27 protein-coding genes, 1 tRNA gene and 1 pseudogene are annotated in these 23,469 nt (G+C 57.2%); 4 read left to right on the forward strand and 25 right to left on the reverse strand.

The window, feature by feature from the left end; genetic code table 11:
• The 14 genes from RGM3321_RS05250 to trmJ all read right to left on the reverse strand — a co-directional run bounded on the left by RGM3321_RS05250 (position 1) and on the right by trmJ (position 10,824).
• Complete coding sequence (locus RGM3321_RS05250) at positions 1 to 1,011, reverse strand: RodZ family helix-turn-helix domain-containing protein (RefSeq protein WP_244391882.1); 1,011 nt, start codon at positions 1,009 to 1,011, stop codon at positions 1 to 3.
• A complete protein-coding gene (gene pilW, locus RGM3321_RS05255; protein ID WP_244391883.1) occupies positions 1,011 to 1,769 on the reverse strand; it encodes a type IV pilus biogenesis/stability protein PilW in 759 nt (252 codons plus the stop codon). Before pilW ends, RGM3321_RS05250 begins: the two co-directional genes overlap by 1 nt.
• 26 nt (positions 1,770 to 1,795) lie before the next feature.
• The gene (gene rlmN / locus RGM3321_RS05260) at positions 1,796 to 2,944 is read right to left on the reverse strand and encodes a 23S rRNA (adenine(2503)-C(2))-methyltransferase RlmN (protein ID WP_244391884.1); all 1,149 of its coding nucleotides are present in this window, start codon (positions 2,942 to 2,944) and stop codon (positions 1,796 to 1,798) included.
• Positions 2,945 to 2,977: 33 nt separating this feature from the next.
• Positions 2,978 to 3,403 (reverse strand): nucleoside-diphosphate kinase, encoded by a 426-nt coding sequence (gene ndk / locus RGM3321_RS05265; protein ID WP_002552482.1) that lies wholly within the window; start codon positions 3,401 to 3,403, stop codon positions 2,978 to 2,980.
• A gap of 96 nt (positions 3,404 to 3,499) precedes the next feature.
• Positions 3,500 to 3,700 carry a Fe-S cluster assembly protein IscX gene (iscX, locus tag RGM3321_RS05270; protein ID WP_003415412.1) on the reverse strand — a complete coding sequence of 67 codons (201 nt, stop codon included), beginning with the start codon at positions 3,698 to 3,700 and terminating at the stop codon, positions 3,500 to 3,502.
• Between the two features lie 14 nt (positions 3,701 to 3,714).
• Positions 3,715 to 4,056 (reverse strand): ISC system 2Fe-2S type ferredoxin, encoded by a 342-nt coding sequence (gene fdx / locus RGM3321_RS05275; RefSeq protein WP_003314175.1) that lies wholly within the window; start codon positions 4,054 to 4,056, stop codon positions 3,715 to 3,717.
• A 3-nt stretch (positions 4,057 to 4,059) separates the two neighbouring features.
• Positions 4,060 to 5,922, reverse strand: coding sequence for a Fe-S protein assembly chaperone HscA (hscA, locus tag RGM3321_RS05280; RefSeq protein WP_244391885.1), 1,863 nt, complete (start codon positions 5,920 to 5,922; stop codon positions 4,060 to 4,062).
• A 44-nt stretch (positions 5,923 to 5,966) separates the two neighbouring features.
• On the reverse strand, positions 5,967 to 6,488 hold the full coding sequence (gene hscB, locus RGM3321_RS05285) for a co-chaperone HscB (protein ID WP_244391886.1): 522 nt from the start codon (positions 6,486 to 6,488) through the stop codon (positions 5,967 to 5,969).
• Between the two features lie 10 nt (positions 6,489 to 6,498).
• The gene (gene iscA, locus RGM3321_RS05290; protein ID WP_003365093.1) at positions 6,499 to 6,822 is read right to left on the reverse strand and encodes an iron-sulfur cluster assembly protein IscA; all 324 of its coding nucleotides are present in this window, start codon (positions 6,820 to 6,822) and stop codon (positions 6,499 to 6,501) included.
• A gap of 75 nt (positions 6,823 to 6,897) precedes the next feature.
• Positions 6,898 to 7,284 (reverse strand): Fe-S cluster assembly scaffold IscU, encoded by a 387-nt coding sequence (gene iscU, locus RGM3321_RS05295; protein WP_002552476.1) that lies wholly within the window; start codon positions 7,282 to 7,284, stop codon positions 6,898 to 6,900.
• An 81-nt stretch (positions 7,285 to 7,365) separates the two neighbouring features.
• Entirely contained in the window at positions 7,366 to 8,580 is a 1,215-nt protein-coding gene (locus tag RGM3321_RS05300) for an IscS subfamily cysteine desulfurase (protein ID WP_058399605.1), read from the reverse strand.
• Positions 8,581 to 8,624: 44 nt separating this feature from the next.
• A complete protein-coding gene (iscR, locus tag RGM3321_RS05305; protein ID WP_002552474.1) occupies positions 8,625 to 9,116 on the reverse strand; it encodes a Fe-S cluster assembly transcriptional regulator IscR in 492 nt (163 codons plus the stop codon).
• 158 nt (positions 9,117 to 9,274) lie between these two features.
• Positions 9,275 to 10,051 (reverse strand): serine O-acetyltransferase, encoded by a 777-nt coding sequence (gene cysE / locus RGM3321_RS05310; protein ID WP_004656256.1) that lies wholly within the window; start codon positions 10,049 to 10,051, stop codon positions 9,275 to 9,277.
• On the reverse strand, positions 10,051 to 10,824 hold the full coding sequence (gene trmJ / locus RGM3321_RS05315) for a tRNA (cytosine(32)/uridine(32)-2'-O)-methyltransferase TrmJ (RefSeq protein ID WP_058399604.1): 774 nt from the start codon (positions 10,822 to 10,824) through the stop codon (positions 10,051 to 10,053). Before trmJ ends, cysE begins: the two co-directional genes overlap by 1 nt.
• Before the next feature lie 215 nt (positions 10,825 to 11,039).
• Between trmJ and suhB the strand changes: the two genes are divergently transcribed.
• Complete coding sequence (suhB, locus tag RGM3321_RS05320; RefSeq protein WP_002552472.1) at positions 11,040 to 11,855, forward strand: inositol-phosphate phosphatase; 816 nt, start codon at positions 11,040 to 11,042, stop codon at positions 11,853 to 11,855.
• 66 nt (positions 11,856 to 11,921) lie between these two features.
• Here suhB and RGM3321_RS05325 read toward each other — a convergent pair whose 3' ends face one another.
• From RGM3321_RS05325 to queA, 6 genes are all read right to left on the reverse strand, one after another.
• The gene (locus tag RGM3321_RS05325) at positions 11,922 to 12,461 is read right to left on the reverse strand and encodes a glycine zipper 2TM domain-containing protein (RefSeq protein ID WP_244391887.1); all 540 of its coding nucleotides are present in this window, start codon (positions 12,459 to 12,461) and stop codon (positions 11,922 to 11,924) included.
• A 108-nt stretch (positions 12,462 to 12,569) separates the two neighbouring features.
• Positions 12,570 to 13,481 carry a protein translocase subunit SecF gene (secF, locus tag RGM3321_RS05330; RefSeq protein WP_244391888.1) on the reverse strand — a complete coding sequence of 304 codons (912 nt, stop codon included), beginning with the start codon at positions 13,479 to 13,481 and terminating at the stop codon, positions 12,570 to 12,572.
• A 9-nt stretch (positions 13,482 to 13,490) separates the two neighbouring features.
• Positions 13,491 to 15,359, reverse strand: a complete 1,869-nt coding sequence (gene secD, locus RGM3321_RS05335) for a protein translocase subunit SecD (RefSeq protein WP_244391889.1) — start codon at positions 15,357 to 15,359, stop codon at positions 13,491 to 13,493.
• Positions 15,360 to 15,422: 63 nt separating this feature from the next.
• Positions 15,423 to 15,758, reverse strand: a complete 336-nt coding sequence (gene yajC / locus RGM3321_RS05340; protein ID WP_002552468.1) for a preprotein translocase subunit YajC — start codon at positions 15,756 to 15,758, stop codon at positions 15,423 to 15,425.
• 53 nt (positions 15,759 to 15,811) lie between these two features.
• Positions 15,812 to 16,927 (reverse strand): tRNA guanosine(34) transglycosylase Tgt, encoded by a 1,116-nt coding sequence (gene tgt / locus RGM3321_RS05345; protein ID WP_122320750.1) that lies wholly within the window; start codon positions 16,925 to 16,927, stop codon positions 15,812 to 15,814.
• Positions 16,928 to 16,941: 14 nt separating this feature from the next.
• A complete protein-coding gene (gene queA / locus RGM3321_RS05350; protein WP_244391890.1) occupies positions 16,942 to 18,006 on the reverse strand; it encodes a tRNA preQ1(34) S-adenosylmethionine ribosyltransferase-isomerase QueA in 1,065 nt (354 codons plus the stop codon).
• A 117-nt stretch (positions 18,007 to 18,123) separates the two neighbouring features.
• On the opposite strand from queA, the gene RGM3321_RS05355 reads away from it, so the two are divergent.
• A tRNA-Leu gene (locus RGM3321_RS05355) sits at positions 18,124 to 18,208 on the forward strand.
• An 80-nt stretch (positions 18,209 to 18,288) separates the two neighbouring features.
• Here the strand turns inward: RGM3321_RS05355 and umuC are convergent.
• Together umuC and RGM3321_RS05365 are read right to left on the reverse strand one after the other, a co-directional pair.
• A pseudogene (gene umuC, locus RGM3321_RS05360) lies at positions 18,289 to 19,562 on the reverse strand (translesion error-prone DNA polymerase V subunit UmuC).
• Positions 19,549 to 19,983, reverse strand: a complete 435-nt coding sequence (locus RGM3321_RS05365; protein WP_244391891.1) for a S24 family peptidase — start codon at positions 19,981 to 19,983, stop codon at positions 19,549 to 19,551. Before RGM3321_RS05365 ends, umuC begins: the two are co-directional and overlap by 14 nt.
• Before the next feature lie 113 nt (positions 19,984 to 20,096).
• On the opposite strand from RGM3321_RS05365, the gene RGM3321_RS05370 reads away from it, so the two are divergent.
• A complete protein-coding gene (locus RGM3321_RS05370) occupies positions 20,097 to 20,795 on the forward strand; it encodes an SOS response-associated peptidase family protein (RefSeq protein ID WP_244391894.1) in 699 nt (232 codons plus the stop codon).
• A gap of 113 nt (positions 20,796 to 20,908) precedes the next feature.
• On the forward strand, positions 20,909 to 21,403 hold the full coding sequence (locus RGM3321_RS05375; protein ID WP_020313292.1) for a type VI secretion system tube protein Hcp: 495 nt from the start codon (positions 20,909 to 20,911) through the stop codon (positions 21,401 to 21,403).
• Between the two features lie 72 nt (positions 21,404 to 21,475).
• On the opposite strand, the gene RGM3321_RS05380 is transcribed toward RGM3321_RS05375, so the two are convergent.
• From RGM3321_RS05380 to RGM3321_RS05390, 3 genes are read right to left on the reverse strand one after another with little or no spacing between them, the layout of a single operon-like run.
• Complete coding sequence (locus RGM3321_RS05380; RefSeq protein WP_244391892.1) at positions 21,476 to 21,793, reverse strand: hypothetical protein; 318 nt, start codon at positions 21,791 to 21,793, stop codon at positions 21,476 to 21,478.
• A 5-nt stretch (positions 21,794 to 21,798) separates the two neighbouring features.
• Positions 21,799 to 22,443 carry a hypothetical protein gene (locus RGM3321_RS05385; protein ID WP_244391895.1) on the reverse strand — a complete coding sequence of 215 codons (645 nt, stop codon included), beginning with the start codon at positions 22,441 to 22,443 and terminating at the stop codon, positions 21,799 to 21,801.
• 40 nt (positions 22,444 to 22,483) lie between these two features.
• Complete coding sequence (locus RGM3321_RS05390) at positions 22,484 to 23,302, reverse strand: DNA adenine methylase (RefSeq protein ID WP_244391893.1); 819 nt, start codon at positions 23,300 to 23,302, stop codon at positions 22,484 to 22,486.
• Positions 23,303 to 23,469: the final 167 nt, after the last annotated feature.

The following is a 23,469-nucleotide window of genomic DNA, read 5'->3' on the forward strand; positions in this document are numbered from 1 at the left end:
TTATTGCCCTAGCTTCAGGCGAGCAGTTTCGCCGCTGGTAAAAGGTGCCACGTCTACAGGCTGACCGTTGTAGCTGACCTGCGCGCCGCGCGCGTAGCCCAGACGCAGCGTCAACGGCGGCTTGCCGCTGACCTCCAGGCTGTCGCCCTTGCGCTTGAGGCCGCTGACCAGCACCTTGCCGTTTCCGTCAGTAACCTGAGTCCAGCAATCGGCGACGAACTGCACAGTAACCTGACCGGCCCCGGCTATGACTGGCGCTGGCTGCTCGGCTGGTGCAGTCGGCATCGACGGTACGGTCGGCGCAGCAACAGGCGCTTGTGGAGCATTTGCAGGCGGCGTAATGGTGGCCGGTGTCTGTGTCTGTGTCTGCGCAGGCGCATGATTCGTAACACCTGCAGCAGGAGCGGCAGGTGCCGCGCTCGGCGACTCACTGGCAGGCGCGCCGGTGTTCAACGGCAGTGAAGTCTGTCCGGCAGTTGGCGTTTCAGCCACTGCCGGCTCTTCCGGCTCGTCCAGCGGGTGAATCTGAGTGGTGCCGTCGGCGCTTTCGACTTCGACGTGCTCCATATTCAGCCCGGACTGATCCCTGCCGCGCAAGGACGCCTGATCCTGCCACCAGAAGAAACCGCCACCGACCAGAAGCACCAGCAACAACAGGCTGACGATACGCAGGATGTTGTGTGACAGCCTGACCGGCTCTTCGATACGGCCCAGTGCGTGGACCGAACTGCCCTTGCCATCAGTGCCCGTGAACTGGTCGAACTGTTCGACCAGCGCCGCCTGATCGAGGTCAAGCAGCTTGGCGTAGGCGCGTACATACCCCCGGGCAAACGTATGCCCAGGCAGTTTTTCAAAATGACCGTTCTCCAGATTGCTCAGGGAGGTCACGGTGAGGTTCAGTCTCAAAGCCACATCTGGCAGCGACCAGCTCCTGCTCTCGCGGACCTGGCGCAGGGTTTCTCCAGGGTTCACGCGGGTGGTTGCTACAACTTCGGGATGCGCCGCTTTCATCATTGCTCCGACAGGTATTGCTGATATTCCGGCGTACCGGGATAGAGTCTTTTCAACAGCAGACCAAAACTGGCCGCCTTGTTACGATCATCATAGATCTTCGCCAGGCGCGTACCGAGCAATAGACTACGTGCATTTTGCTCGCTGAGTTGGCTAAAACGGTCGTAATAATCACGCGCCGGCACATATTGCTTGTCTTCGTAGGACATCTGCGCCATTTCCAGCAGGGACCTTGGCAACTGACGGTCCAGGCGCAACGCCTTGGTAAAATGCTCACGGGCCTGATCGCGGTTATCCAGCTTCAGCGAAGTCATGCCCAGGCTCTCAAAGACCCGCGACCGCTCAGGATACAGGTTGTCGGCAGCGGCCTGTTCAAAACGCTCGTAGGCTTCCTTGTAACGCTTTTGTTCGAACAGAAAACTGCCGTAATTATTGACGATGCGTGTTTCGTTGTTACTGGAGGCCAGCGCCTTGCGAAAGTACTGCTCTGCAAGCTCCGGCTCCATCTCGGTCTGAAACACCAGCGCCAGCGCGGCATTGGCCTGCGCGTCGGAACTGTCCAGCTCGAGCGCCTTTTTCAGCGGAACCTTGGCGCGCTCGGTCTGCCCCTGTTGAAAGTAACCCAGCCCAAGCTGCACGTACGCTCTGCGCGCTTCCTCACGCCCCTGCGCCGTTGTCATCGGGTTGACGTTGCCGGTGGATACGCACGCCGTCAGCAGCATGAAAACACATAGCAGCAGCGAGGCACGCACAGACATGGAGTCTCTCTCGATCAGGTTGGCAGTCAGGTTCGAGTCGCCGCAACCGGGGCCGTCTCGGTTTCGGCGCTCAACTCACGCACAGCAATGTAGCGTTCACTACGGCGCGTACGGTCCATCACCTGCCCGACCAACTGGCCGCATGCAGCATCAATGTCTTCACCGCGCGTGGTGCGCACAGTGACGTTATAACCAGCCTGATGCAACAGGTCCTGAAAACGACGGATCGCATTATTGCTGGGACGCTCGTAACCGGAGTGCGGAAACGGGTTGAACGGGATCAGGTTGATCTTGCAAGGCGTGTCCTTGAGCAGCTCGATCATCTCGACCGCGTGCTCTACCTTGTCGTTGATGTCCTTGAGCATGGTGTACTCGATGGTGAGCACACGCTTTTCGCCCAGACTGGACATGTAGCGACGGCAGGACTCGAGAAGCATTTTCAACGGGTATTTCTTGTTGATCGGCACCAACTGGTTGCGCAGCGCATCGTTCGGTGCGTGCAGCGACAAGGCCAGGGACACGTCGATGTGCTTGGAAAGCTCATCGATCATCGGTACCACGCCTGAGGTGGACAAGGTCACCCGGCGTTTGGAAATGCCATACCCCAGGTCATCCATCATCAGATGCATGGCAGCAATGACATTGTCGAAGTTCAGCAGCGGCTCACCCATGCCCATCATCACCACGTTGGTGATGGCACGGTCGACGGTCGCCGGTACGCTGCCAAAGGATTTGTTGGCAATCCACACCTGACCGATGACTTCGGCGGCGGTGAGGTTGCTGTTGAAGCCTTGCTTGCCGGTGGAGCAGAAACTGCAATCCAGGGCGCAGCCCGCCTGGGACGAAACACACAAGGTGCCACGCTTGCCCTGCGGGATATAGACGGTCTCGACGCAGCTGCCGGACTCTACGCGCACCACCCATTTACGGGTACCGTCGCTGGAGATGTCCTCGCTGACCACTTCAGGACCGCGAACCTCGGCACACGCCTTGAGCTTTTCGCGCAGGGCCTTGCTGACGTTCGTCATTGCGTCGAAATCATCGACGCCGAAGTGGTGAATCCACTTCATGACCTGACCGGCACGGAAGCGCTTCTCCCCGATAGAGTCGAAGAATTTCTCCATTTCCTGTTGAGTAAGCCCCAGCAGGTTGGTTTTACCAGTCGATGCAATCATGAATTCACCCTTCACTCGTCAGTCAAAAATGACTTAGCGAGCGGTTACTTCGGTAGCTGCGAAGAAGTACGAGATTTCGCGAGCGGCGGCTGCTTCGGAATCGGAGCCGTGAACAGCGTTGGCGTCGATGGAATCAGCGAAGTCAGCACGGATGGTGCCGGCAGCCGCTTCTTTAGGGTTGGTAGCGCCCATCAGCTCACGGTTCAGAGCGATAGCGTTTTCGCCTTCCAGAACCTGAACGACAACCGGACCGGAGATCATGAAAGCAACCAGGTCGCCGAAGAAACCGCGAGCGCTGTGCTCAGCGTAGAAACCTTCAGCTTCGGCCTTGGACAGTTGCTTCAGCTTGGAAGCGACAACGCGCAGACCGGCTTTTTCAAAACGAGTGGTGATCTCGCCGATTACGTTCTTGGCAACGGCGTCAGGCTTGATGATGGAGAAAGTACGTTGAACAGCCATGGTGAAACTCCAGAAGCAGTGATTGAAGCGAAAAATTAAACCCGCGAATTATACGCGGGTTCTGGTGTATTGCCTAACTGCGCGCGTTACTGAACGTCAGTCCAGCTCTTCGATCCACAATGTCTGGATCGCTTCCAGGACCTTTTCCCCGCTGCGGTCCGGATGGTCATCGAATTCAGGCAAGGCCATGACCAGACCCCGCAGCCTGGGGAAGCTCACCGTGAGCGGATTTACCTCCGGGTGGCTTTCAGCTAGCTGGATGGCGATTTCCTGAACATCAACCCATTTGAGACTCATGAGCAATCCTTGAATCAGTGCGGCGCTTCAGCGGCGTGGTTGAGCGAATACTTGGGTATTTCGACCGTGAGGTCTTCGTTGCCGACAATGGCCTGACAGGACAGACGCGACTGCGGCTCCAGCCCCCACGCCTTGTCGAGCATGTCTTCTTCCAGCTCATCGGCCTCATTCAGCGAATTGAACCCTTCGCGAATGACGCAATGGCAGGTGGTGCAGGCACATACGCCACCACAGGCGCTTTCAATCTCGATGTGGTGCTCGTGGGCAATGTCGAGAATAGACGTGCCGGGCTCCACTTCTACAACCAGCCCGTCCGGGCAATGCTCGGCGTGGGGCAGAAAAATCACCTGCGGCATCAGTTATTCCTCAATCTCATTCAAGTTGCGCCCGGCCAGTGCGGCTTTTACCGTCGAATCGAGGCGTCGGGCAGCAAATGCATCGGTCACCTGCGACAGACGCTTGGTCTGCTGCTCAATGGCATAGCCATCGGTGCCTTGCATCAGTTCACGGAGTTCGTCCATCTGCAAGTTGATGACCAGGCGCTCTTCCTCGTCGAGAAGACGCTCGCCATCGGCGTCCAGGGCACCCTGAACTGCTTCGAGCAGACGCTCGGCATCAACCTGATGCTCACGCAGCACACGAGCGACCTTGTCGTCGCCGGCATACTCGAAGGAATCCTTGAGCATGCGAGTGACCTCGTCATCGGTCAGCCCGTAGGACGGCTTGACCTGAATGCTCGACTCGATGCCCGAGCCCATTTCACGCGCCGAAACGCTGAGCAGACCGTCAGCATCGACCTGGAAGGTGACACGAATCTTTGCCGCACCCGCGACCATCGGCGGGATGCCACGCAGTTCGAAACGTGCAAGGGAACGGCAATCGCTGACCAGCTCGCGCTCGCCCTGCAGAACATGAATCTTCATGGCCGTCTGGCCATCCTTGTACGTGGTGAATTCCTGACCACGTGCCACAGGGATGGTGGTGTTGCGGGGAATGACTTTCTCCATCAGCCCGCCCATGGTTTCCAGCCCCAGCGAGAGCGGAATCACATCGAGGAGCAGCAGTTCGCCACCGTCACGCTTGTTGCCGGCCAGGGTATCGGCCTGGATCGCAGCCCCGATGGCCACCACCTGATCCGGGTCGATCTCGGTCAGCGGCTGACGACCGAACAGCTCGGCCACCGCTTCGCGTACTCGTGGAACACGGGTCGAACCGCCGACCATGACCACCGCCTCGACTTCTTCAAGCTCGATACCGGTGTCACGCACTGCTCGGCGGCAGGCCTTGAGGCTGCGCGCAACCATAGGTTCGATCAGCGCATTGAGCGCCTCGCGCGTCAGCGTGCCACGCCAGTCTCCGTAGACAACCTCGACAGACTCGGCATCAGTCAGCGCTTCCTTGGCCGAGCAGGCAGCCTGCAGCAGGCTGCGTTGCGCGGAAGGGTCAATATCGGCTGACAGACCGGCATCCGAGACAATCCAGCTGGCTATCGCATGATCGAAGTCATCGCCACCCAGAGCGGTATCGCCGCCAGTGGCCAGTACTTCAAACACACCACCGGTCAGGCGCAGGATCGAAATATCGAAGGTTCCGCCGCCCAGGTCATAGATGGCAACCACACCTTCGGCCTTTTGATCCAGGCCGTAGGCCACCGCCGCAGCCGTAGGCTCATTGAGCAGGCGCAGTACATTGAGGCCCGCCAGTCTGGCAGCGTCCTTGGTCGCCTGACGCTGAGCGTCATCGAAGTAGGCAGGAACGGTGATCACCGCGCCTACCAGCTCGCCACCCAGTGAGGCTTCTGCGCGCTGGCGCAGGACCTTGAGGATGTCGGCAGACACTTCGACCGGGCTTTTCGGCCCCTGCACGGTGTCGATGAACGGCATGTGCGACTCACCGCCGACGAACCGGTACGGCAGTTGCTCGCCCAGTTGCTTGACGTCGGTCAGACCACGACCCATGAGACGCTTGACCGAAAGAACGGTATTGAACGGGTCCTGGGAAGCAGCGACTTTCGCTGACTGCCCTACTTCGACACGATCAGCGTGATAGCGCACGGCGGACGGCAGAATGACCTGCCCTTCTGCATCGGCCAGCGGTTCGGACAGGCCGCTGCGCACTGCAGCAACCAGAGAATTGGTAGTACCCAGGTCGATACCCACAGCCAGACGACGCTGGTGCGGTTGAGGACTCAGGCCGGGTTCGGCGATCTGCAGTAAAGCCATGCTGTTCAGAATAATCACTGGCGCGCGGCCGAAGCCGCGCGGGGTTAATCGTCGAGGCGCTCTTCTAACTGGCGCACTTCGTGAGAGAGCTTGTCGAGAAACTGCATACGCCGCATCAGCTTTTCAGCGTGCTCGCGTTGTGCAGCATCATTCCAACAGGCTGCGAAGCTCTGGTTCAGTTCGTCCTGAGCGATCTTGAGCTGACGCTTGAAGGTCGCGACGCCGGCCAGATCAGCCTCGTCCTGCAAGTCCTCGAGGTCTTCGCGCAATTGCATCTGCTGCAGAAGAAACTCGGGATCATGCACCGTGACTTCGAGCGGCACTTCGTTGCCATTCATTGCCAGCAGGTAACGCGCCCTTTTCGGCGGGCTTTTCAGGGTCTGATAGGCCTCGTTGAGACTGGCCGAACGCTCCAGCGCCACACGCTGCTCACGCTCGGAAGCGTCAGCGAAACGATCCGGATGGACACCACGTGCCAGCTCACGGTAACGCGTTGCCAACTGGTCAAGATCAAGCTGAAACTCGGGCTTGAGGTCAAACAGGGCGAAGTGACAGGGAGTACCCACAATAAAAGCCTCAGACGTTGAAGCTTTCGCCACAGCCGCACTCACCGCGCGAGTTGGGATTGTTGAACTTGAAGCCTTCGTTCAACCCTTCGCGCACGAAGTCGAGCTCGGTGCCATCCAGATAGACCAGACTTTTCGGGTCAATGATCACCTTGACGCCGTGCATTTCGAACACGGTGTCTTCGCTGGCCGCCTCATCGACGAACTCGAGCACATAGGCAAGACCTGAACAGCCTGTGGTGCGAACACCCAGACGAACGCCGTCACCCTTGCCGCGCCCCTCGAGGGAACGTCGTACGTGGTTAGCGGCAGCTTCTGTCATGCTGATAGCCATCGGAACTCCTTAGCCTGTTGCATTAGCCTGTTGCAGTTGACTCTGTTGCAAGCTTCTCTTGAAAAGCCTGCTTGCTTACAGCAGACCTTTCTTCTGCTTGTAATCGCGAACGGCGGCCTTGATGGCGTCTTCAGCGAGTACCGAGCAGTGAATCTTCACTGGCGGCAGCGCCAGCTCTTCAGCCAGCTGAGTGTTCTTGATGGTTTCTGCTTCATCCAGAGTCTTGCCTTTCATCCACTCGGTCGCCAGGGAGCTGGACGCGATGGCCGAACCGCAGCCGTAGGTCTTGAACTTGGCGTCTTCGATAACGCCCTGCTCGTTGACCTTGATCTGCAGACGCATCACGTCGCCGCACGCAGGAGCGCCGACCATGCCGGTGCCAACGTCAGGATCTTCCGCGTTCATCTTGCCGACGTTACGTGGATTTTCGTAGTGGTCGATGACCTTTTCGCTGTAAGCCATGATTCTATTCCTCTCACATCAGGGAGCCGCTCTGCAGGTCACGCGCAATTGCGCATGACCTGTGTTGGAGGCGACTTTAAATTAGTGCGCCGCCCACTCGATCTTGGAGATGTCGACGCCGTCTTTGAACATGTCCCACAGCGGCGAAAGTGTGCGCAGCCGGGTGACAGCCTCGCAAACCTTCTGCGCGGCGTAATCGATTTCTTCTTCAGTACTGAAACGGCCGAAGGTGAAACGAATCGAACTGTGCGCCAGCTCGTCGTTGCGACCCAAGGCACGCAGCACGTACGAAGGCTCAAGCGAGGCCGAGGTACAGGCCGATCCGGACGATACCGCCAGATCCTTGAGCGCCATGATCAGCGACTCGCCTTCGACGTAGTTGAAGCTCAGGTTCAGGTTGTGCGGTACGCGGGCAGTCAGGCTGCCGTTGACGTACAGCTCTTCCAGATTTTCGACCTGCTTGAAGAAACGATCGCTGAGCGCCTTGATCCGCACGTTTTCAGCAGCCATTTCTTCCTTGGCAATGCGGAATGCTTCGCCCATACCGACGATCTGGTGGGTCGCCAGGGTGCCGGAACGCATGCCACGCTCGTGACCGCCGCCGTGCATGGTCGCTTCGAGGCGAACACGCGGCTTGCGGCTGACGTAGAGCGCGCCGATGCCTTTAGGACCATAGGTCTTGTGCGCCGAGAACGACATGAGGTCAACCTTGAGGCTGGCCAGATCGATTTCAACCTTGCCGGTCGACTGCGCGCCGTCAACGTGGAACAACACGCCACGCGAACGGGTCAGTTCACCGATCGCAGCGATGTCGTTGATAGTGCCGATCTCATTGTTCACATGCATGACCGAAACCAGAATGGTGTCGTCGCGCAGCGCCGCTTCAATCATGGCAGGCGTGATAAGACCGTCTTCACCTGGCTCGATGTAGGTGACTTCGAAACCTTCGCGTTCCAGCTGGCGAGTGGTGTCGAGGACAGCCTTGTGTTCGACCTTTGACGTGATCAGGTGTTTGCCTTTGCTGGCGTAGAAATGCGCAACACCCTTGATAGCCAGGTTGTTGGATTCGGTGGCACCCGAGGTCCAGACGATTTCGCGCGGATCGGCGCTAACCAGATCAGCGACCTGACGACGGGCGTTCTCGACCGCTTCTTCGGCTTTCCAGCCAAAAACGTGGGAGCGCGAGGCCGGATTGCCGAAGTTTCCTTCGACGGTCAGGCATTCGATCATTTTCTGCGCGACACGCGGATCGACCGGGGTCGTCGCGGAGTAGTCTAGGTAAATTGGCAATTTCATTGAAGCTCTCCTATCAGGCAGGCGCACCGCTCATTCATCTGCGTTCATTCGACGGCGGACGTTTCGATCTTACCCAGTTGCGACATGTGGTTATGACCACGGCGCATATCCTGGCGCTGAGCGACTTCTTGTACCTCACGGCGAGTGACAAGATCCGCCAAGCTGATACCGCTTAGAAATTCGTGAATCTGCTGGCTCAGGTCACACCACAAGTGGTGGGTCAGGCAGGTATCGCCAGCGTGGCAATCGCCCAGACCCTGACAGCGCGTGGCGTCGACCGATTCATTGACTGCGTCGACAACCTGAGCAACCTGGATGCCTTTCATGTCGCGCGATAGCTGGTAACCACCACCCGGGCCACGAACACTGGAAACCAGATTGCCGCGACGCAGCTTGGCGAACAGCTGCTCGAGGTAGGACAGGGAAATACCCTGCCGCTCGGAGATGTCGGCCAGAGACACTGGCCCGTTCTGCGCGTGCAACGCCAGGTCAAGCATGGCTGTTACAGCGTATCGGCCTTTAGTAGTCAGTCGCATGGCGTATACCGCAGAGGTTCGGAATGAAAGCGAGTATGCTATTCCCGAGTAAAAGAGTCAACTATTAGACCAAGTAAAACAGTCGGGATTAGCGAAAAGTGCGGGCTGAATCATAGCAAAGGTGCGACGTAATGGCACGCGTCACAACGCCGTGCCGCCTAGCCGACCTTGTCTTCGTGACGATCCTTGACGCAGTCGAATACTTCATCACGCAGCTCGGGAAGGTCTTTGGCGCAGTAATCGCTGCCCAGTCTGCCGAGTGCATCGCACATGCCCTCAAGGCGACCGTCGACCGCCTGCAAATGGTCAAGCAACTGGCCAATGGCGCGAGCGATAGGGTCCGGCATGTCGGCGCTGACGCCATATGCGTCGAAACCGAGCTTTTCAGCCATGACCTTGCGCCGAGCTTCGGTTTCATCGTCGGACTTGACAATGATGCGCCCTGGAATGCCCACGGCAGTTGCACCCGCAGGCACCGCCTTGGTCACCACTGCGTTGGAACCAATCTTGGCACCAGCACCCACCGTGAACGGCCCGAGCACCTTGGCACCCGCCCCCACCACTACGCCATCTTCCAGCGTCGGGTGACGCTTGCCGGCATTCCAGCTGGTGCCGCCCAGGGTCACGCCCTGGTAAAGCGTAACGTCATTGCCGATCTCGGCGGTTTCGCCGATAACAATGCCCATGCCGTGGTCGATGAAAAAACGGCGACCGATGCGCGCCCCCGGGTGGATCTCGATACCGGTCATCCAGCGACCGAAGTTGGAGACCAGCCGCGCGAGCCACTTCCAGCCGTTGCGCCACAGAATGTGCGCGAAGCGGTGCAGCCAGATGGCATGCATACCCGGATAGCAGGTCAGCACCTCAAAGGCATTGCGCGCAGCAGGGTCGCGATGAAATACGCTTTGAATGTCTTCTCGCAGACGCTTGAACATTACTGATCCTTCCGCTTGTAGGGCTCACCGCGTGCGGCTTTCTGGGTTTCGGTGAGCACACCGCGCAGGATACTCAGCTCGGATCGCTCGACCTCGCTACGCCCGTACAGCCTGCGCAGTCGTGCCATCAGATGACGTGGCTTTTCCGGATCAAGGAAACCTATAGCCACAAGCGTGGCTTCGAGATGCGTGTAAAAGCCTTCCATCTCATCCATCGTCGCCAGCTCGGCATTATGCGCCGAGACCGCTCTGGGCGTCTCGCCCTGCTCTGACTGTGCCGAAGCCGCTAGCCAGGCCATTCGTACTTCGTAGCTGAGCACCTGCACAGCCGCAGCAAGGTTCAGCGAACTGAACCCGGGGTCCGACGGGATGTGCACATGGAAGTGGCAACGCTGCAGCTCTTCATTGGTCAGGCCGGCGTGCTCGCGACCGAAGACCAACGCCACTTCCGCGCCCTCTCCAGCCTGCTCGATGACTTTTTCACCGGAAGCGCGCGGATCGAGTAGCGGCCACGGCAGACTGCGATCACGCGCGCTGGTGCCAAGCACCAGACGACAGCCGACCAACGCGTCTTCAAGGGTCGCGACAACCTGCGCACCTTCAAGAATATCGGTGGCACCTGACGCACGCGCATCGGCATCGGGCGAAGGGAAGATGCGCGGATCGACCAGCACCAGACGCGAAAGCCCCATGTTTTTCATGGCGCGAGCCGCCCCGCCGATATTTCCGGGATGGGTAGTGCCGACCAGGACAACACGAATGTTCTGCAACAAAGCGAACGCTCACTGACACGAATTAGGGGGGCAAATCTTACAGAAACGGCTCGGCTAACGCTATGAAGCTGTGCGGAACGCAACCGCAGAAGCGACCGCACCGGACGCAAAAAAATACACACGAACCCGACAACCGTAACAACGCAAGGCTGGAAATAATTCGAATCAGCCCATAGAATGCCCGGCTCTCTTTAACAACCTTAGGTGAATTATCCATGCAGCCCATGCTGAATATCGCGCTGCGCGCCGCCCGCAGCGCCAGCGAATTGATTTTCCGCTCCATCGAGCGCCTGGATACCATCAAGGTTGACGAAAAAGAAGCCAAAGACTACGTCACAGAGATCGACCGCGCTGCCGAGCAAAGCATCATCACCGCTCTGCGCAAGGCCTACCCGACTCACGGCATCCTTGGCGAAGAAAGCGGCCTGCACGAAGGCAGCGGCGAAGGCACCGACTACCTGTGGATCATCGACCCACTGGACGGCACCACCAACTTTGTCCGCGGCATCCCGCACTTTGCGGTCAGTATCGCCTGCAAATATCGCGGTCGCCTTGAGCACGCTGTTGTTCTGGACCCGGTCCGCCAGGAAGAATTCACTGCCAGCCGTGGTCGCGGCGCAGCCCTGAACGGTCGCCGTCTGCGCGTCAGCCAGCGCAAGAGCCTGGAAGGCGCACTGCTCGGCACCGGCTTCCCATTCCGTGACAACCAGATGGACAACATCGAGAACTACCTGGGCATGTTCCGCAGCCTGGTAGGCCAGACCGCCGGCATCCGCCGCGCAGGCGCTGCAAGTCTCGATCTGGCTTACGTAGCTGCCGGTCGTTTCGATGCGTTCTGGGAGTCGGGCCTGTCCGAATGGGACATGGCAGCGGGCGCTCTGTTGATTCAGGAAGCAGGCGGTCTGGTCAGCGATTTCACCGGTGGTCACGACTTCCTCGAGAAAGGCCATATCGTTGCCGGCAACACCAAATGCTTCAAGGCCGTACTGACCGCAATCGCACCGCACCTGCCGCCTTCGCTCAAACGCTAAGCTGCAGACGTAAAAAAACCGGCGAAAGCCGGTTTTTTTATGTCTTCTGAAGCTCAGCGGCTGGCGTTACTGCGCCTGACCCAATATCAGCTGACCGTTCTTGTCGACCGGAATCTGGTTACCCGGATCACGCTCCATACGAACCTGACCCACTTTCTCGTTCAACTTGTATTTGACGTTGTAGCCCACAACCTTGTCGCTCACATCGTTGACCGTCGTGCAGCGGTTCTGCGTAGTGGTGTAGGTATCACGCTCCTGCATGCCTTCCTGAACCTTGTTGCCCGCATAACCACCACCTACCGCACCCGCGACTGTAGCGATCTTCTTGCCGTTACCGCCACCGATCTGGTTACCCAGCAAACCACCGGCAACCGCGCCAATAACGCTACCGACGATCTGATGCTGGTCCTTGACCGGCGCCTGACGGGTAACGGTTACGTCCTTGCAAACTTCACGGGGGGTTTTGATCTGCTGGTTGATCGGCTCTACTGCCAATACATCCGCATACTCAGGACCACCCTTGACCAAGCTATAGGTGGCAACGGCGCCGCCAGCAGTCACGACAGCAGCACCTAACACAGCACCAACAAGCATAGACTTGTTCACTTGAACCTCCTGACCAATCGAAACGCAGCATGACTGCGCAATGCCTAGCCTTGGAGCATAAAAAAAGGCGCGAGTTCAGCACTCGCGCCTTTTTTATGATGGCCGGATCTACGGGAGATCGTCGGCCTTCTCGACGACCACTGGAGGAATCAGGTCCTCGGTGGTCAGGTTCAGCCAGATCAGCACCACGTTGGCGATGTAGATGGACGAGTAAGTACCCGCCAGTACACCGATGAACAACGCGATGGAGAAACCTTCCAGGCTGTCGCCGCCAAACGCCCACAGTGCAACAATCGCCAACAGGGTCGAGACCGAGGTGGCAATGGTGCGCAGCAGTGTCTGCGTGGTGGAGATGTTGATGTTCTCGATCAGCGAAGCCTTGCGCAGCAGGCGGAAGTTTTCACGCACCCGGTCGAAGACCACGATGGTGTCGTTCAGCGAGTAACCGATGATCGCCAGCACCGCCGCCAATACCGTCAGGTCGAAGGTGATCTGGAAGAACGACAGGATACCCATCGTCACCACCACGTCGTGGATCAGCGAGATGATCGCCCCGACGGCAAATTTCCACTGGAAGCGGAACGCCAGGTAGATCAGAACACCGCCCAGCGCCATCAGCATGCCGAGGCCGCCCTGATCGCGCAGCTCTTCACCCACCTGCGGGCCGACGAACTCGACACGCTTGACCACTGCCGGGTTATCGGCACCGGCCTTGCGCAGCGCTTCAGCGACCTGAGCGCCCAATTGTGGGTCTTCACCCGGCATGCGCACCAGCAAGTCAGTGGTGGCGCCGAAGCTCTGGACAACGGCTTCGTGATAGCCCGCTGAAACCAGCTCCTGGCGAACCTTGCCCAGATCGGCTGGACGCTCGTAGGTCAGCTCGATGAGCGTACCGCCGGTGAAGTCCAGACCAAAGTTGAGCCCTTTATGGAACCAGCTGAACAGCGCCAGTGCGGTAAGGAGCATCGTGATGGCGAACGCAACATTGCGAACACCCATGAAGTTGATGGTACGTAACATGGCAGCCCCTTAAATCCACAACTTCTTGAAGTCACGACCGCCGTAGATCAGGTTGACCATAGCGCGGGTCACCATGATGGCCGTGAACATCGAGGTAAAGATCCCGAGCGACATGGTCACCGCAAACCCTTTGACCGGACCGGTGCCCATCGCAAAGAGAATGCCGCCGACCAGCAGCGTCGTCAGGTTGGCGTCGAGGATCGCCGTGTAGGCACGATCGAAACCTTCGTTGATAGCACGCTGGACCGTCATGCCGTTGGCGATCTCTTCACGAATACGCGAGAAGATCAGCACGTTGGCATCCACCGCCATACCCATGGTCAACACGATACCGGCGATACCTGGCAGGGTCAGTGTTGCACCCAGCAAGGACATCAGTGCCAGCAGCATGACCATGTTCAAGGCCAGTGCGACGGTCGCGATCAGACCGAAGAAGCGGTAGATCGCCATGATGAACAGCGAGACGAACAGCATGCCCCACAGGGAAGCATCGATACCCTTGGTGATGTTGTCGGCACCCAGGCTCGGGCCAATGGTGCGCTCTTCAGCGAAGTACATCGGTGCCGCTAGACCACCGGCACGCAACAGCAGCGCCAGTTCGGAAGATTCACCCTGACCGTTCAGACCGGTAATCCGGAACTGACTGCCCAGCGGCGACTGAATGGTCGCCAGACTGATGATTTTCTTTTCTTCCTTGAAGGTCTGCACCGGCACGTCTTTCTCGACGCCGTTGACCATCTGCTTGGTGTAGGTGGTGGTCGGACGCTGCTCGATGAAGATCACCGCCATGCTACGACCCACATTGCTGCGGGTTGCGCGGCTCATCAGCTCGCCACCGTGGCCATCAAGATTGATGTTCACCTGTGGACGGCCATGTTCGTCGAAACTGGCCTTGGCGTCAGTCACCTGATCGCCGGTGATGATCAGACCACGCTCCACCGCCGCTGCCGGACGACCGCCTTCGCGGAATTCGAACATTTCGGTGGTGCCTTTCGAATCATCCGGGCCTGCACCCAGACGGAACTCAAGGTTGGCGGTCTTGCCCAGAATACGCTTGGCTTCTGCCGTGTCCTGCACGCCCGGCAGCTCGACCACGATGCGGTTGGCACCCTGGCGCTGAACCAGCGGCTCGGCAACACCCAGCTCGTTGACCCGATTACGCACGGTAGTCAGGTTCTGCTTGATCGAGTATTCGCGAATCTCGGCCAGCTTGGCCGGCGTCAACGCCATGCGCAGCACGGGAATGCCGTTCAGCTCGGCAGGCGTGATTTCGAAATCGGTGAAGGTCTTGCGCACCAGTGTACGAGCCTGCTCGCGCTCTGCGTCATCGGTAAAGCCCAGCTGAATCACATTGCCCAGTTGCGGCAGGCTGCGATAACGCACCTTTTCCTTGCGCAACAGGGATTTGACTTCGCCTTCATAAACCTTCAGACGAGCATCGATCGCCTTGTCCATGTCGACTTCCAGCAGGAAGTGCACACCACCGGACAGGTCGAGACCGAGCTTCATCGGGCTTGCACCCAGGTGACGCAACCACGTCGGCGTGGTACGCGCCAGGTTCAGCGCAACGACATAGTCGTCACCCAACGCCTTGCGCACGACATCCTTGGCTGGCAACTGGTCTTCCTGCTTGCTCAGACGCAACAAACCGCCCTTGCCATTCTCGGCCAGAGAAGAAGCCTTGACCGAGATGCCGGCATCGGCAAGCGCCTTGGCTGCACGATCCACGTCTGCCTGATTGACTTGCAGCGCAGTGCTTGCACCGCTGATCTGGATGGCAGAATCATCAGGGTAGAGATTGGGTGCGGAATAAATAAAACCGACCACCAGCACCGCCAGGATCAGTATGTATTTCCACAGAGGGTATTTGTTCAGCATCACGCCGCCCGCTTAAAACGCGGGGCGCCTTGCGCGCCCCGTCGATGGGTAAAAAGTTACTGCTCAGATCGCTTTCAGGGTGCCTTTTGGCAGAGTGGCCGCGATGGCGCCCTTCTGGATTTTCAGCTCAACAGTGTCAGACACTTCGATCACTACGAAGTCATCGGTCACTTTGTTGATCTTGCCCGCGATGCCGCCACTGGTCACAACTTCATCGCCTTTTTGCAGGTTGCCCAGCAGGTTTTTCTGCTCTTTGGCGCGCTTGGCCTGTGGACGCCAGATCATCAGGTAGAAGATGACCAGGAAGCCGACCAGGAAAATCCACTCGAAACCACTGCCCGCAGGACCGGCAGCCGGTGCAGCAGCATCCGCAAAAGCGGGAGAGATGAAAAAGCTCATTTGTCGCTCCAGTTACATAATTAGTATAAAAAGCAGGAAAAACTCGTTCTGTTTCAACCCAGAGGCGGCGTTGGAAGGCCGCGTTTGGCATAGAAGGCATCGACGAAGGCGGCCAATGTACCCTGTTGAATAGCCTCGCGCAAACCAGCCATAAGCAGCTGGTAGTGGCGCAAATTATGGATCGTATTCAGCATGCTCCCCAGCATTTCTCCGCACTTGTCCAGGTGATGCAGATAAGCGCGCGAGAAGTTCTTGCAGGTGTAGCAATCGCAGGTCGGATCCAGCGGCGAATTGTCGTGGCGATGGAACGCGTTACGAATTTTCAGCACACCGGTATCGGTAAACAAGTGGCCGTTGCGGGCGTTGCGGGTGGGCATCACACAGTCGAACATGTCAACGCCGCGGCGCACACCTTCGACCAGATCTTCCGGCTTGCCTACCCCCATCAAGTAACGAGGTTTGTCTGCTGGCATAAGGCCCGGCAGATAGTCCAGTACCTTGATCATCTCGTGCTTGGGCTCGCCTACCGACAGGCCGCCAATCGCCAGACCATCAAAGCCGATCTCATCCAGACCTTCCAGCGAACGCTTGCGCAGGTTCTCGTGCATGCCACCCTGAACAATGCCGAACAGCGCAGCAGTGTTTTCGCCATGCGCAACCTTGGAGCGTTTGGCCCAACGCAGCGACAGTTCCATGGAGACGCGGGCAACGTCCTCGTCAGCCGGGTACGGCGTGCATTCGTCGAAGATCATCACGACGTCCGAGCCCAGATCACGCTGAACCTGCATCGACTCTTCAGGGCCCATGAACACCTTGGCGCCATCAACCGGAGAGGCGAAGGTCACACCCTCCTCCTTGATCTTGCGCATGGCACCCAGGCTGAACACCTGAAAACCGCCGGAGTCGGTCAGAATCGGCCCCTGCCACTGCATGAAATCGTGCAGGTCACCGTGGCCCTTGATGACTTCGGTGCCGGGACGCAGCCACAGGTGAAACGTGTTGCCCAGAATCATCTGCGCACCGGTGGCCTCGATATCACGCGGCAGCATGCCCTTGACCGTGCCGTAGGTGCCCACCGGCATGAACGCCGGGGTCTCGACCACACCGCGCGGGAAAGTCAGGCGACCGCGACGGGCCTTGCCGTCGGTGGCCAGCAATTCGAAAGACATACGACAGGTGCGACTCATGCGTGATCCTCTGGTGCCGATTCCTGTGGGGCCGTCGGCGCGGGATTGCGGGTGATGAACATCGCATCACCGTAACTGAAGAAGCGGTAGCCGTGCTCGATGGCCGCAGCATAAGCCGCCATCGTCTCGGGATAACCGGCGAACGCCGAAACCAGCATCAACAGCGTGGATTCAGGCAAATGGAAATTGGTCACCAGAGCATCGACCACATGAAATGGCCGCCCCGGATAGATGAAGATGTCGGTATCGCCACTGAACGGTTTTAGTTCGCCATCACGCGCGGCACTCTCCAGCGAACGCACGCTGGTGGTCCCGACTGCAATCACCCGCCCGCCTCGCGCACGGCATGCGGCCACGGCGTCGACCACGTCCTGGCCAACTTCCAGCCATTCGTTGTGCATGTGGTGATCTTCGATTTGCTCGACGCGCACCGGCTGGAATGTACCCGCGCCAACGTGCAGCGTGACGAATGCAGTCTCGACGCCCTTGGCGGCGATCGCCTCCAGCAGCGGCTGATCGAAATGCAGGCCGGCAGTGGGTGCAGCCACAGCACCCGCACGCTGCGCGTATACGGTCTGATAACGCTCACGGTCCGCGCCCTCGTCCGGGCGGTCTATATAAGGAGGCAACGGCATATGGCCGACACGCTCCAGCAACGGCAGCACTTCTTCGGCGAAGCGCAGCTCGAACAGCGCATCGTGCCGCGCCACCATCTCGGCCTCGCCACCGCCATCGATAAGAATCGACGAGCCAGGCTTGGGCGACTTGCTGGAACGCACATGCGCCAGCACACGATGGCTGTCCAGCACGCGCTCGACCAGAATCTCCAGCTTGCCGCCGGACGCCTTCTGCCCGAACAGCCGCGCGGGAATAACCCGGGTATTGTTGAACACCATCAAGTCGCCAGGGCGCAAATGCTCAAGCAAATCAGTGAATTGACGATGTGCCAGCGTGCCAGTCGGCCCATCGAGGGTCAACAGACGACTGCTGCGACGCTCGGCCAGTGGATGGCGAGCAATCAGGGAATCGGGGAGTTCGAAGGTAAAGTCAGCGACGCGCATGATCGGGTTCGTTTAGCAGGGCCGGGAAGTTTATCCGGTTTGGCGGCATTAGTAAAAAACCTGCGTAAATCCCTGTTGACCAACGGAAAACTCATCCTTATACTTCGCCGCCATTGAGCCCTGATGGCGGAATTGGTAGACGCGGCGGATTCAAAATCCGTTTTCGAAAGAAGTGGGAGTTCGATTCTCCCTCGGGGCACCACCTTAAAAAAAGACCTTGAATTTCAAGGTCTTTTTTTTCGTCTGGTGGAAAGTTGGCGTAATGACAACGTACAAACAAGATCAATCACACCTCACGGTCCAAAGCTGATCTAGCTTGGTTGTGTAGCTCTGGCTCATCATGTCACGCCGCATAGCCCACTCTGGATTTGTAGGTACGCTTCCTGTCCTGAGGGTCCCTCTTCCCCAGCGCGTATTGATCTGATCCAGCACGCCCATAACCTTCTCGGCCGCGACCGGCTGAGAGGCCGCGAAAAGATCATCCGTAAACTCACCTGGCTGACGAAGGTCCAGTAGCAGCACCTCCGCTTTGCTGTACTTGAAGCCCGGCCGGAACAGACGATTGATCGCCTCGGTCGCGGCTTTCGTCATCAAGCGAACGTCGTTGGTGAGATACGGCAGCTCGACCAGCGCCCCATTGGCATACTTTGCTTCTTCCGGGTTGAACATGCCTGTGCGGATGCTGACTCGGGTCTTCTTGCACAGGGAACTCTGGGAGCGAAGCTTTTCCGCAGCACGCTGTGTGTAGGTGGCAACCGCTTCCTTGATTGGCTCAATCGAAGTCAGCCGCTGACCGAACATCCGGCTGCAGCAGATCTCCTGCTTGGGCGGCGCCGCCTCTCCCAATTCCAGGCATGGAATACCGGCCAGCTCACGGGCTGTTTTTTCAACGACGACGCTGAACCGGTCACGCAAGGTCCGCGCATCGGCAGTGGCCAGATCCATTGCTGTGCGAATATTCATCGCCTCCAGGTGAGCTTTCATCTTCCTGCCCACACCTCAGACACCGCCGTATTGCGCAGCACCCAGTTCCGCTTATGCAGGTCATAGATATCGACTACACCACCTGTCTGAGCCAAAAGACGCTTTGCAGTGTGATTCGCAAGCTTGGCCAAGGTTTTAGTAGGAGCGATGCCGACCCCAACAGGTATGCCCGTGCACTTCAGGACGGAAGCCCGTATGCGACGACCGAACGCTGTGAGATCTCCAGGGATGCCGGTCAAGTCGGCGAATGCCTCGTCGATACTGTAAACCTCAGTGGCGGGCACCATGGACTCGATGATCGACATTACCCGCTCGCTCATGTCTCCATAGAGCGCGTAGTTGCTGCTGAACACCTTGATGCCATTGCGGCGCAACACCTCTTTGATCTGGAAATACGGAGCCCCCATTTTTACAAATGGCTTGGCATCATAGCTGCGGGCGATGACACATCCGTCGTTATTGCTGAGGACCACGATGGGAGTTTTTTCTAAGTCCGGACGGAAGACGCGTTCGCAGCTCGCATAAAAGCAGTTGCAGTCAATCAGCGCGAAAACCGGCTCATGCTTTTCCATGACGGCGCATGCTGTAGTTCAACACGCCCCAAATGACCAGGTTATCGCCTTCCAGAATATGCCGAGCTGGATATGCGGCGTTTTCAGACTGAAGCTTTACGACTCCACCCATCATGAAGAGCCGCTTGCAGATCGGCTCAGAGTTATTCAGCGCTGCCACGACTATCTCCCCGTGCTCTGCGTCTCGGCTGCGGTCGACGACGATCAGATCCCTATCGAAAATGCCAGCACCTATCATGCTGTCACCGAGGATTTTCGCAAGGTACACATGGGGCGCACGAACCTCAACCATTTCATCCAGTGAGACGTGTTTCTCAATGTAATCGACAGCGGGCGAAGCAAATCCTGCAGGCACCTCGAACGAGTAAAGCGGGAGCTTGATGCCCCCTTCAGACAAAGGGCCGAGAATGACTACGCTCATGTGGTAAACCTTACGATTAAGATTGCTGTATGGATATACAGTTAGCTATTCAGCCCGCGCGCGGTCAATCGTATAGGCAGGCATTTTCGACGAGTGACATTACGGGTGACATCATGTGCGGACGCTACTCGATCTACGAATCGCTGGACCATTACCTCAAAGAGCTTGCGCCAGAGCAGCTGGTGATCAATGGCTATGACCTTTGGCCGATAGAGCGCTACAACGTCGCGCCGACGACCCGCGTAGAGATCGTTCGACCGACGGAGGCCGGGATCAGTGTCGACAAGGTTCGCTGGGGATGGGCTCCTTTCTGGGCGCAGGGCAAGCGTCCCGCACCAATCAATGTACGAGTCGAAACCGTCATGACAGGCAAGTTTTTCAAGGAGCTTTGGCCGAACGGCCGTGCTCTTGCACCTGCAAATGGCTGGTTTGAATGGGTAAAGGATCCGTCGGCCCCAAAAAAGAAGCAGCCCTACTTCATCCGCCTCAAAAGCCAAAGACCTATGTTCTTCGCAGCTCTTGCCCAAGTTCATCCAAGTCTTGAGCCCCACGAGGGCGACGGATTCGTGATCATAACGGCCGCCAGTGATCAGGGGATGGTCGACATCCATGACAGGCGACCTTTAGTGCTCAGTCCGGAGCTGGCCCGAGAGTGGACGGCCCCGTCAATTGACACCGCGCGCGCAGCCGAAATTGCTCGGGAGTGTTGCACGCCAGTTGACGAATTCGAGTGGTACAAGGTTGGCAAGGCTGTGGGCAACGTGCGGAATCAAGGGCAGGATCTCATTTGTCCTGACAGCGACGCGGCCTAAATGAAACGGAGTATTTGCAGTTAAATCGGCGGGCGCTGGGTTGAACCGGGCTGGCAGTCGGTGGGCTCCGTAAGCTAGGCTAAGCACTTCATTTTCTAAAGCAGGAAGCTGATATGTCTTTTGACGCATTTATGCAGGTGGACGGCGTAGAGGGCGAGTCGTTGGACAACGCCCATAAAGGCTGGGTAGAGCTGTTGTCCTATCATTACGATGCAGTTCAGTCGATCAGTACAACTGCCTCTTCTAGCGGCGGCGCGACTGCAGGGGGCGTGACTCTGGGCGACTTTAGAGTGAGTAAATATATAGACAGAGCAACACCGAAACTATTTGAACTTTGTTGCCGAGGCTCACACATCAACAAAGTAACTATTCGCGTACACCGTGCAGGTACCGAAAAGTTTAAATATTTAGATATCGTTCTTGAAGAAGTTTTGATATCAACCGTTAGCGGCAATGGCGCGGAGCATGCTGGCTTTCCCGTGGAGATGATTACACTCAATTATGGCCGCATAAAATTCGAATATTCTCAGCAACGGCGTGCCGACGGAGGAAATGCTGGTATCGTTTCAGGGGGGTGGGATAGGACCGCAAACAAACCATTTGCGTAATCAAAAGCTTTAGCGATTCGACGGCATTACTTAACAAATAAAAGTCCACCCAAAACCGGGCGGACTTTATAATCACCTAAACAGCAGCAAAGTAGCACCAAGCAGAACAACTGTAATTATTGCTTCCTTTCGAGAAAGCAAAAAGAGAATAGCCAATTGCACAACTACAGCTATAGTTGCGACTACGCCCCGAAAAACCGCTCTATCATTAGACTCATCTTGAATGGGGAAAGATAAATTATCAGGTGATGGCGCGAGATTGGGTGATGGCGCAAGCATACTAGGGTCCATCCAATCATATTCAGAACCCTGAAAAAGCACATACATTAGCAAACAGAAAAAATAAATACCGTATAAAAACACTCGCAGCAATATACTTTTAGCTTTCATATTTATCACTTCATAAGCTGATTGAGATGACGCCAAGAATTGACGATGAAATTACCATATCTCATATCTTTTTTTATCTCATCCAAAGACCAACTCGTTCCTCGATTATATCTGGCACCGATGATTCGCACCTCCTCTATTCCAATGGTAGAAAAGTGATCATGATCAGCGAGCATACGTATGTGCTTTGCTGCAATAGCAATATTATAAACATCAATCTCAATACAGTTAGCCAAGCTCCGAAACTGACTGGAATCCATCTCATCGGGATTCATCCCTAACGTAATGGCTGCCGTTCGAAGCTGGATGCTGACCCAACCAAAGCTGGTCTTGGCTGGGGGATTAGTCAGCACGCTTGACACATTGCCCAAGCGGTCAAAAGTTCTGACTTCGAAGCCAATCCTGTCCACAATATTTGGATCCCCGCCAACTTCAATCCAACATACTCCCGCCAGTAACTCGATAGGAAGCGAATACTTGGCTGCCGCCGCTTTTATATATAATTTATTATGAACCAGCCAAGCATCTTTAAACTTTCGCAAGTAGCCGGGACCACCGCCCCACCGCTCCGGCCATCCCTTCCAAATGATTACATCAAGCAGGGTCCATGTGGGACTGTTGTTTGACTCGGGCGTGCAAAATTCGTCCATATGTTCATCCATGACCAGATTGCAAAACCATACTCTAGCATTAACCTTTGCCGTAAGTGCAGTCACTAGTGGCCAACCTCGGACAAAAATCAGAATACCCCCCCAGCGCCGCAGGCTCCCAATTCATGATAATCAGCTCACCGCTGACATCGGCCTTTCCCTGTCTCTGGTTGGCCGTGCGGTAGCGAATGTAGACCGTTTCAAAATGGAAACCTTCAAACACGCGCCGTATGTCAGGGTGGTCATTGATGCTGACCATCACCTTTCCCTTGCAGCGTCGCATGAAGTCGGCCATTCGCTCATAGTTTTCAAACGGAAAATCCATACCGTACCCGGCCGTCTGCCAGTAAGGGGGGTCCATGTAATGAAAGGTGTGAGGCCGGTCATAGCGCTCTGCGCAATCCAGCCACGGCAGGTTCTCGACGTAGGTGCCGGATAGCCGCTGCCAAGCCGCAGATAGATTCTCTTCAATCCGCAACAGGTTGATGGCCGGGCCGGTCGTGGCAGTGCCAAACGTCTGCCCGCTGACCTTGCCTGCGAAGGTGTGATGCTGCAGGAAGAAGAAACGGGCTGCGCGCTGGATGTCGGTAAGGGTTTCGGGACGGGTCATCTTCTGCCACTCAAATACCTGGCGCGAGCTGAGTGCCCATTTGAATTGGCGGACGAATTCTTCAGGGTGGTTTTGGACGACGCGATACAGCGTCACCAGGTCCCCATTGATGTCGTTCAAGACTTCAACGGAGGCGGCCTGGGGGCGCATGAAGTAGAGGGCCGCACCGCCTGCGAACACTTCGACGTAGCATTCGTGGGGAGGGAAAAGCGGGATGAGCCGGTCGGCCAGGCGGCGTTTGCCGCCCATTCAAGGGATGATGGGTGTGGACATAGAAAGCAAGATCTTTGTAAGCGCCTCATGAACCCCACATTCCCAACCAGCCATTGAAGCTTGATGCTGTGCTCCCGATTCTTTTCAGGAGTCAGCACCTCATGATGCGACCCGACGCCAAAGTCGAAAAAGTGTACCTCTAC

The sequence above is a fragment of the Pseudomonas sp. RGM 3321 genome, from assembly GCF_022836805.1.
Classification (GTDB): Bacteria; Pseudomonadota; Gammaproteobacteria; order Pseudomonadales; family Pseudomonadaceae; genus Aquipseudomonas.

What these genes read in the sequence shown, in the direction of transcription:
- RGM3321_RS05250 (WP_244391882.1), bottom strand. Translation starts at nt 1,011, where the DNA reads ATGAAAGCGGCGCATCCCGAAGTTGTAGCAACCACCCGCGTGAACCCT.
- pilW (WP_244391883.1), bottom strand. Translation starts at nt 1,769, where the DNA reads ATGTCTGTGCGTGCCTCGCTGCTGCTATGTGTTTTCATGCTGCTGACG.
- rlmN (WP_244391884.1), bottom strand. Translation starts at nt 2,944, where the DNA reads ATGATTGCATCGACTGGTAAAACCAACCTGCTGGGGCTTACTCAACAG.
- ndk (WP_002552482.1), bottom strand. Translation starts at nt 3,403, where the DNA reads ATGGCTGTTCAACGTACTTTCTCCATCATCAAGCCTGACGCCGTTGCC.
- iscX (WP_003415412.1), bottom strand. Translation starts at nt 3,700, where the DNA reads ATGAGTCTCAAATGGGTTGATGTTCAGGAAATCGCCATCCAGCTAGCT.
- fdx (WP_003314175.1), bottom strand. Translation starts at nt 4,056, where the DNA reads ATGCCGCAGGTGATTTTTCTGCCCCACGCCGAGCATTGCCCGGACGGG.
- hscA (WP_244391885.1), bottom strand. Translation starts at nt 5,922, where the DNA reads ATGGCTTTACTGCAGATCGCCGAACCCGGCCTGAGTCCTCAACCGCAC.
- iscA (WP_003365093.1), bottom strand. Translation starts at nt 6,822, where the DNA reads ATGGCTATCAGCATGACAGAAGCTGCCGCTAACCACGTACGACGTTCC.
- iscU (WP_002552476.1), bottom strand. Translation starts at nt 7,284, where the DNA reads ATGGCTTACAGCGAAAAGGTCATCGACCACTACGAAAATCCACGTAAC.
- RGM3321_RS05300 (WP_058399605.1), bottom strand. Translation starts at nt 8,580, where the DNA reads ATGAAATTGCCAATTTACCTAGACTACTCCGCGACGACCCCGGTCGAT.
- iscR (WP_002552474.1), bottom strand. Translation starts at nt 9,116, where the DNA reads ATGCGACTGACTACTAAAGGCCGATACGCTGTAACAGCCATGCTTGAC.
- cysE (WP_004656256.1), bottom strand. Translation starts at nt 10,051, where the DNA reads ATGTTCAAGCGTCTGCGAGAAGACATTCAAAGCGTATTTCATCGCGAC.
- suhB (WP_002552472.1), top strand. Translation starts at nt 11,040, where the DNA reads ATGCAGCCCATGCTGAATATCGCGCTGCGCGCCGCCCGCAGCGCCAGC.
- secF (WP_244391888.1), bottom strand. Translation starts at nt 13,481, where the DNA reads ATGTTACGTACCATCAACTTCATGGGTGTTCGCAATGTTGCGTTCGCC.
- secD (WP_244391889.1), bottom strand. Translation starts at nt 15,359, where the DNA reads ATGCTGAACAAATACCCTCTGTGGAAATACATACTGATCCTGGCGGTG.
- yajC (WP_002552468.1), bottom strand. Translation starts at nt 15,758, where the DNA reads ATGAGCTTTTTCATCTCTCCCGCTTTTGCGGATGCTGCTGCACCGGCT.
- tgt (WP_122320750.1), bottom strand. Translation starts at nt 16,927, where the DNA reads ATGTCTTTCGAATTGCTGGCCACCGACGGCAAGGCCCGTCGCGGTCGC.
- queA (WP_244391890.1), bottom strand. Translation starts at nt 18,006, where the DNA reads ATGCGCGTCGCTGACTTTACCTTCGAACTCCCCGATTCCCTGATTGCT.
- RGM3321_RS05365 (WP_244391891.1), bottom strand. Translation starts at nt 19,983, where the DNA reads ATGAGCGTAGTCATTCTCGGCCCTTTGTCTGAAGGGGGCATCAAGCTC.
- RGM3321_RS05370 (WP_244391894.1), top strand. Translation starts at nt 20,097, where the DNA reads ATGTGCGGACGCTACTCGATCTACGAATCGCTGGACCATTACCTCAAA.
- RGM3321_RS05375 (WP_020313292.1), top strand. Translation starts at nt 20,909, where the DNA reads ATGTCTTTTGACGCATTTATGCAGGTGGACGGCGTAGAGGGCGAGTCG.
- RGM3321_RS05380 (WP_244391892.1), bottom strand. Translation starts at nt 21,793, where the DNA reads ATGAAAGCTAAAAGTATATTGCTGCGAGTGTTTTTATACGGTATTTAT.
- RGM3321_RS05385 (WP_244391895.1), bottom strand. Translation starts at nt 22,443, where the DNA reads ATGGACGAATTTTGCACGCCCGAGTCAAACAACAGTCCCACATGGACC.
- RGM3321_RS05390 (WP_244391893.1), bottom strand. Translation starts at nt 23,302, where the DNA reads ATGGGCGGCAAACGCCGCCTGGCCGACCGGCTCATCCCGCTTTTCCCT.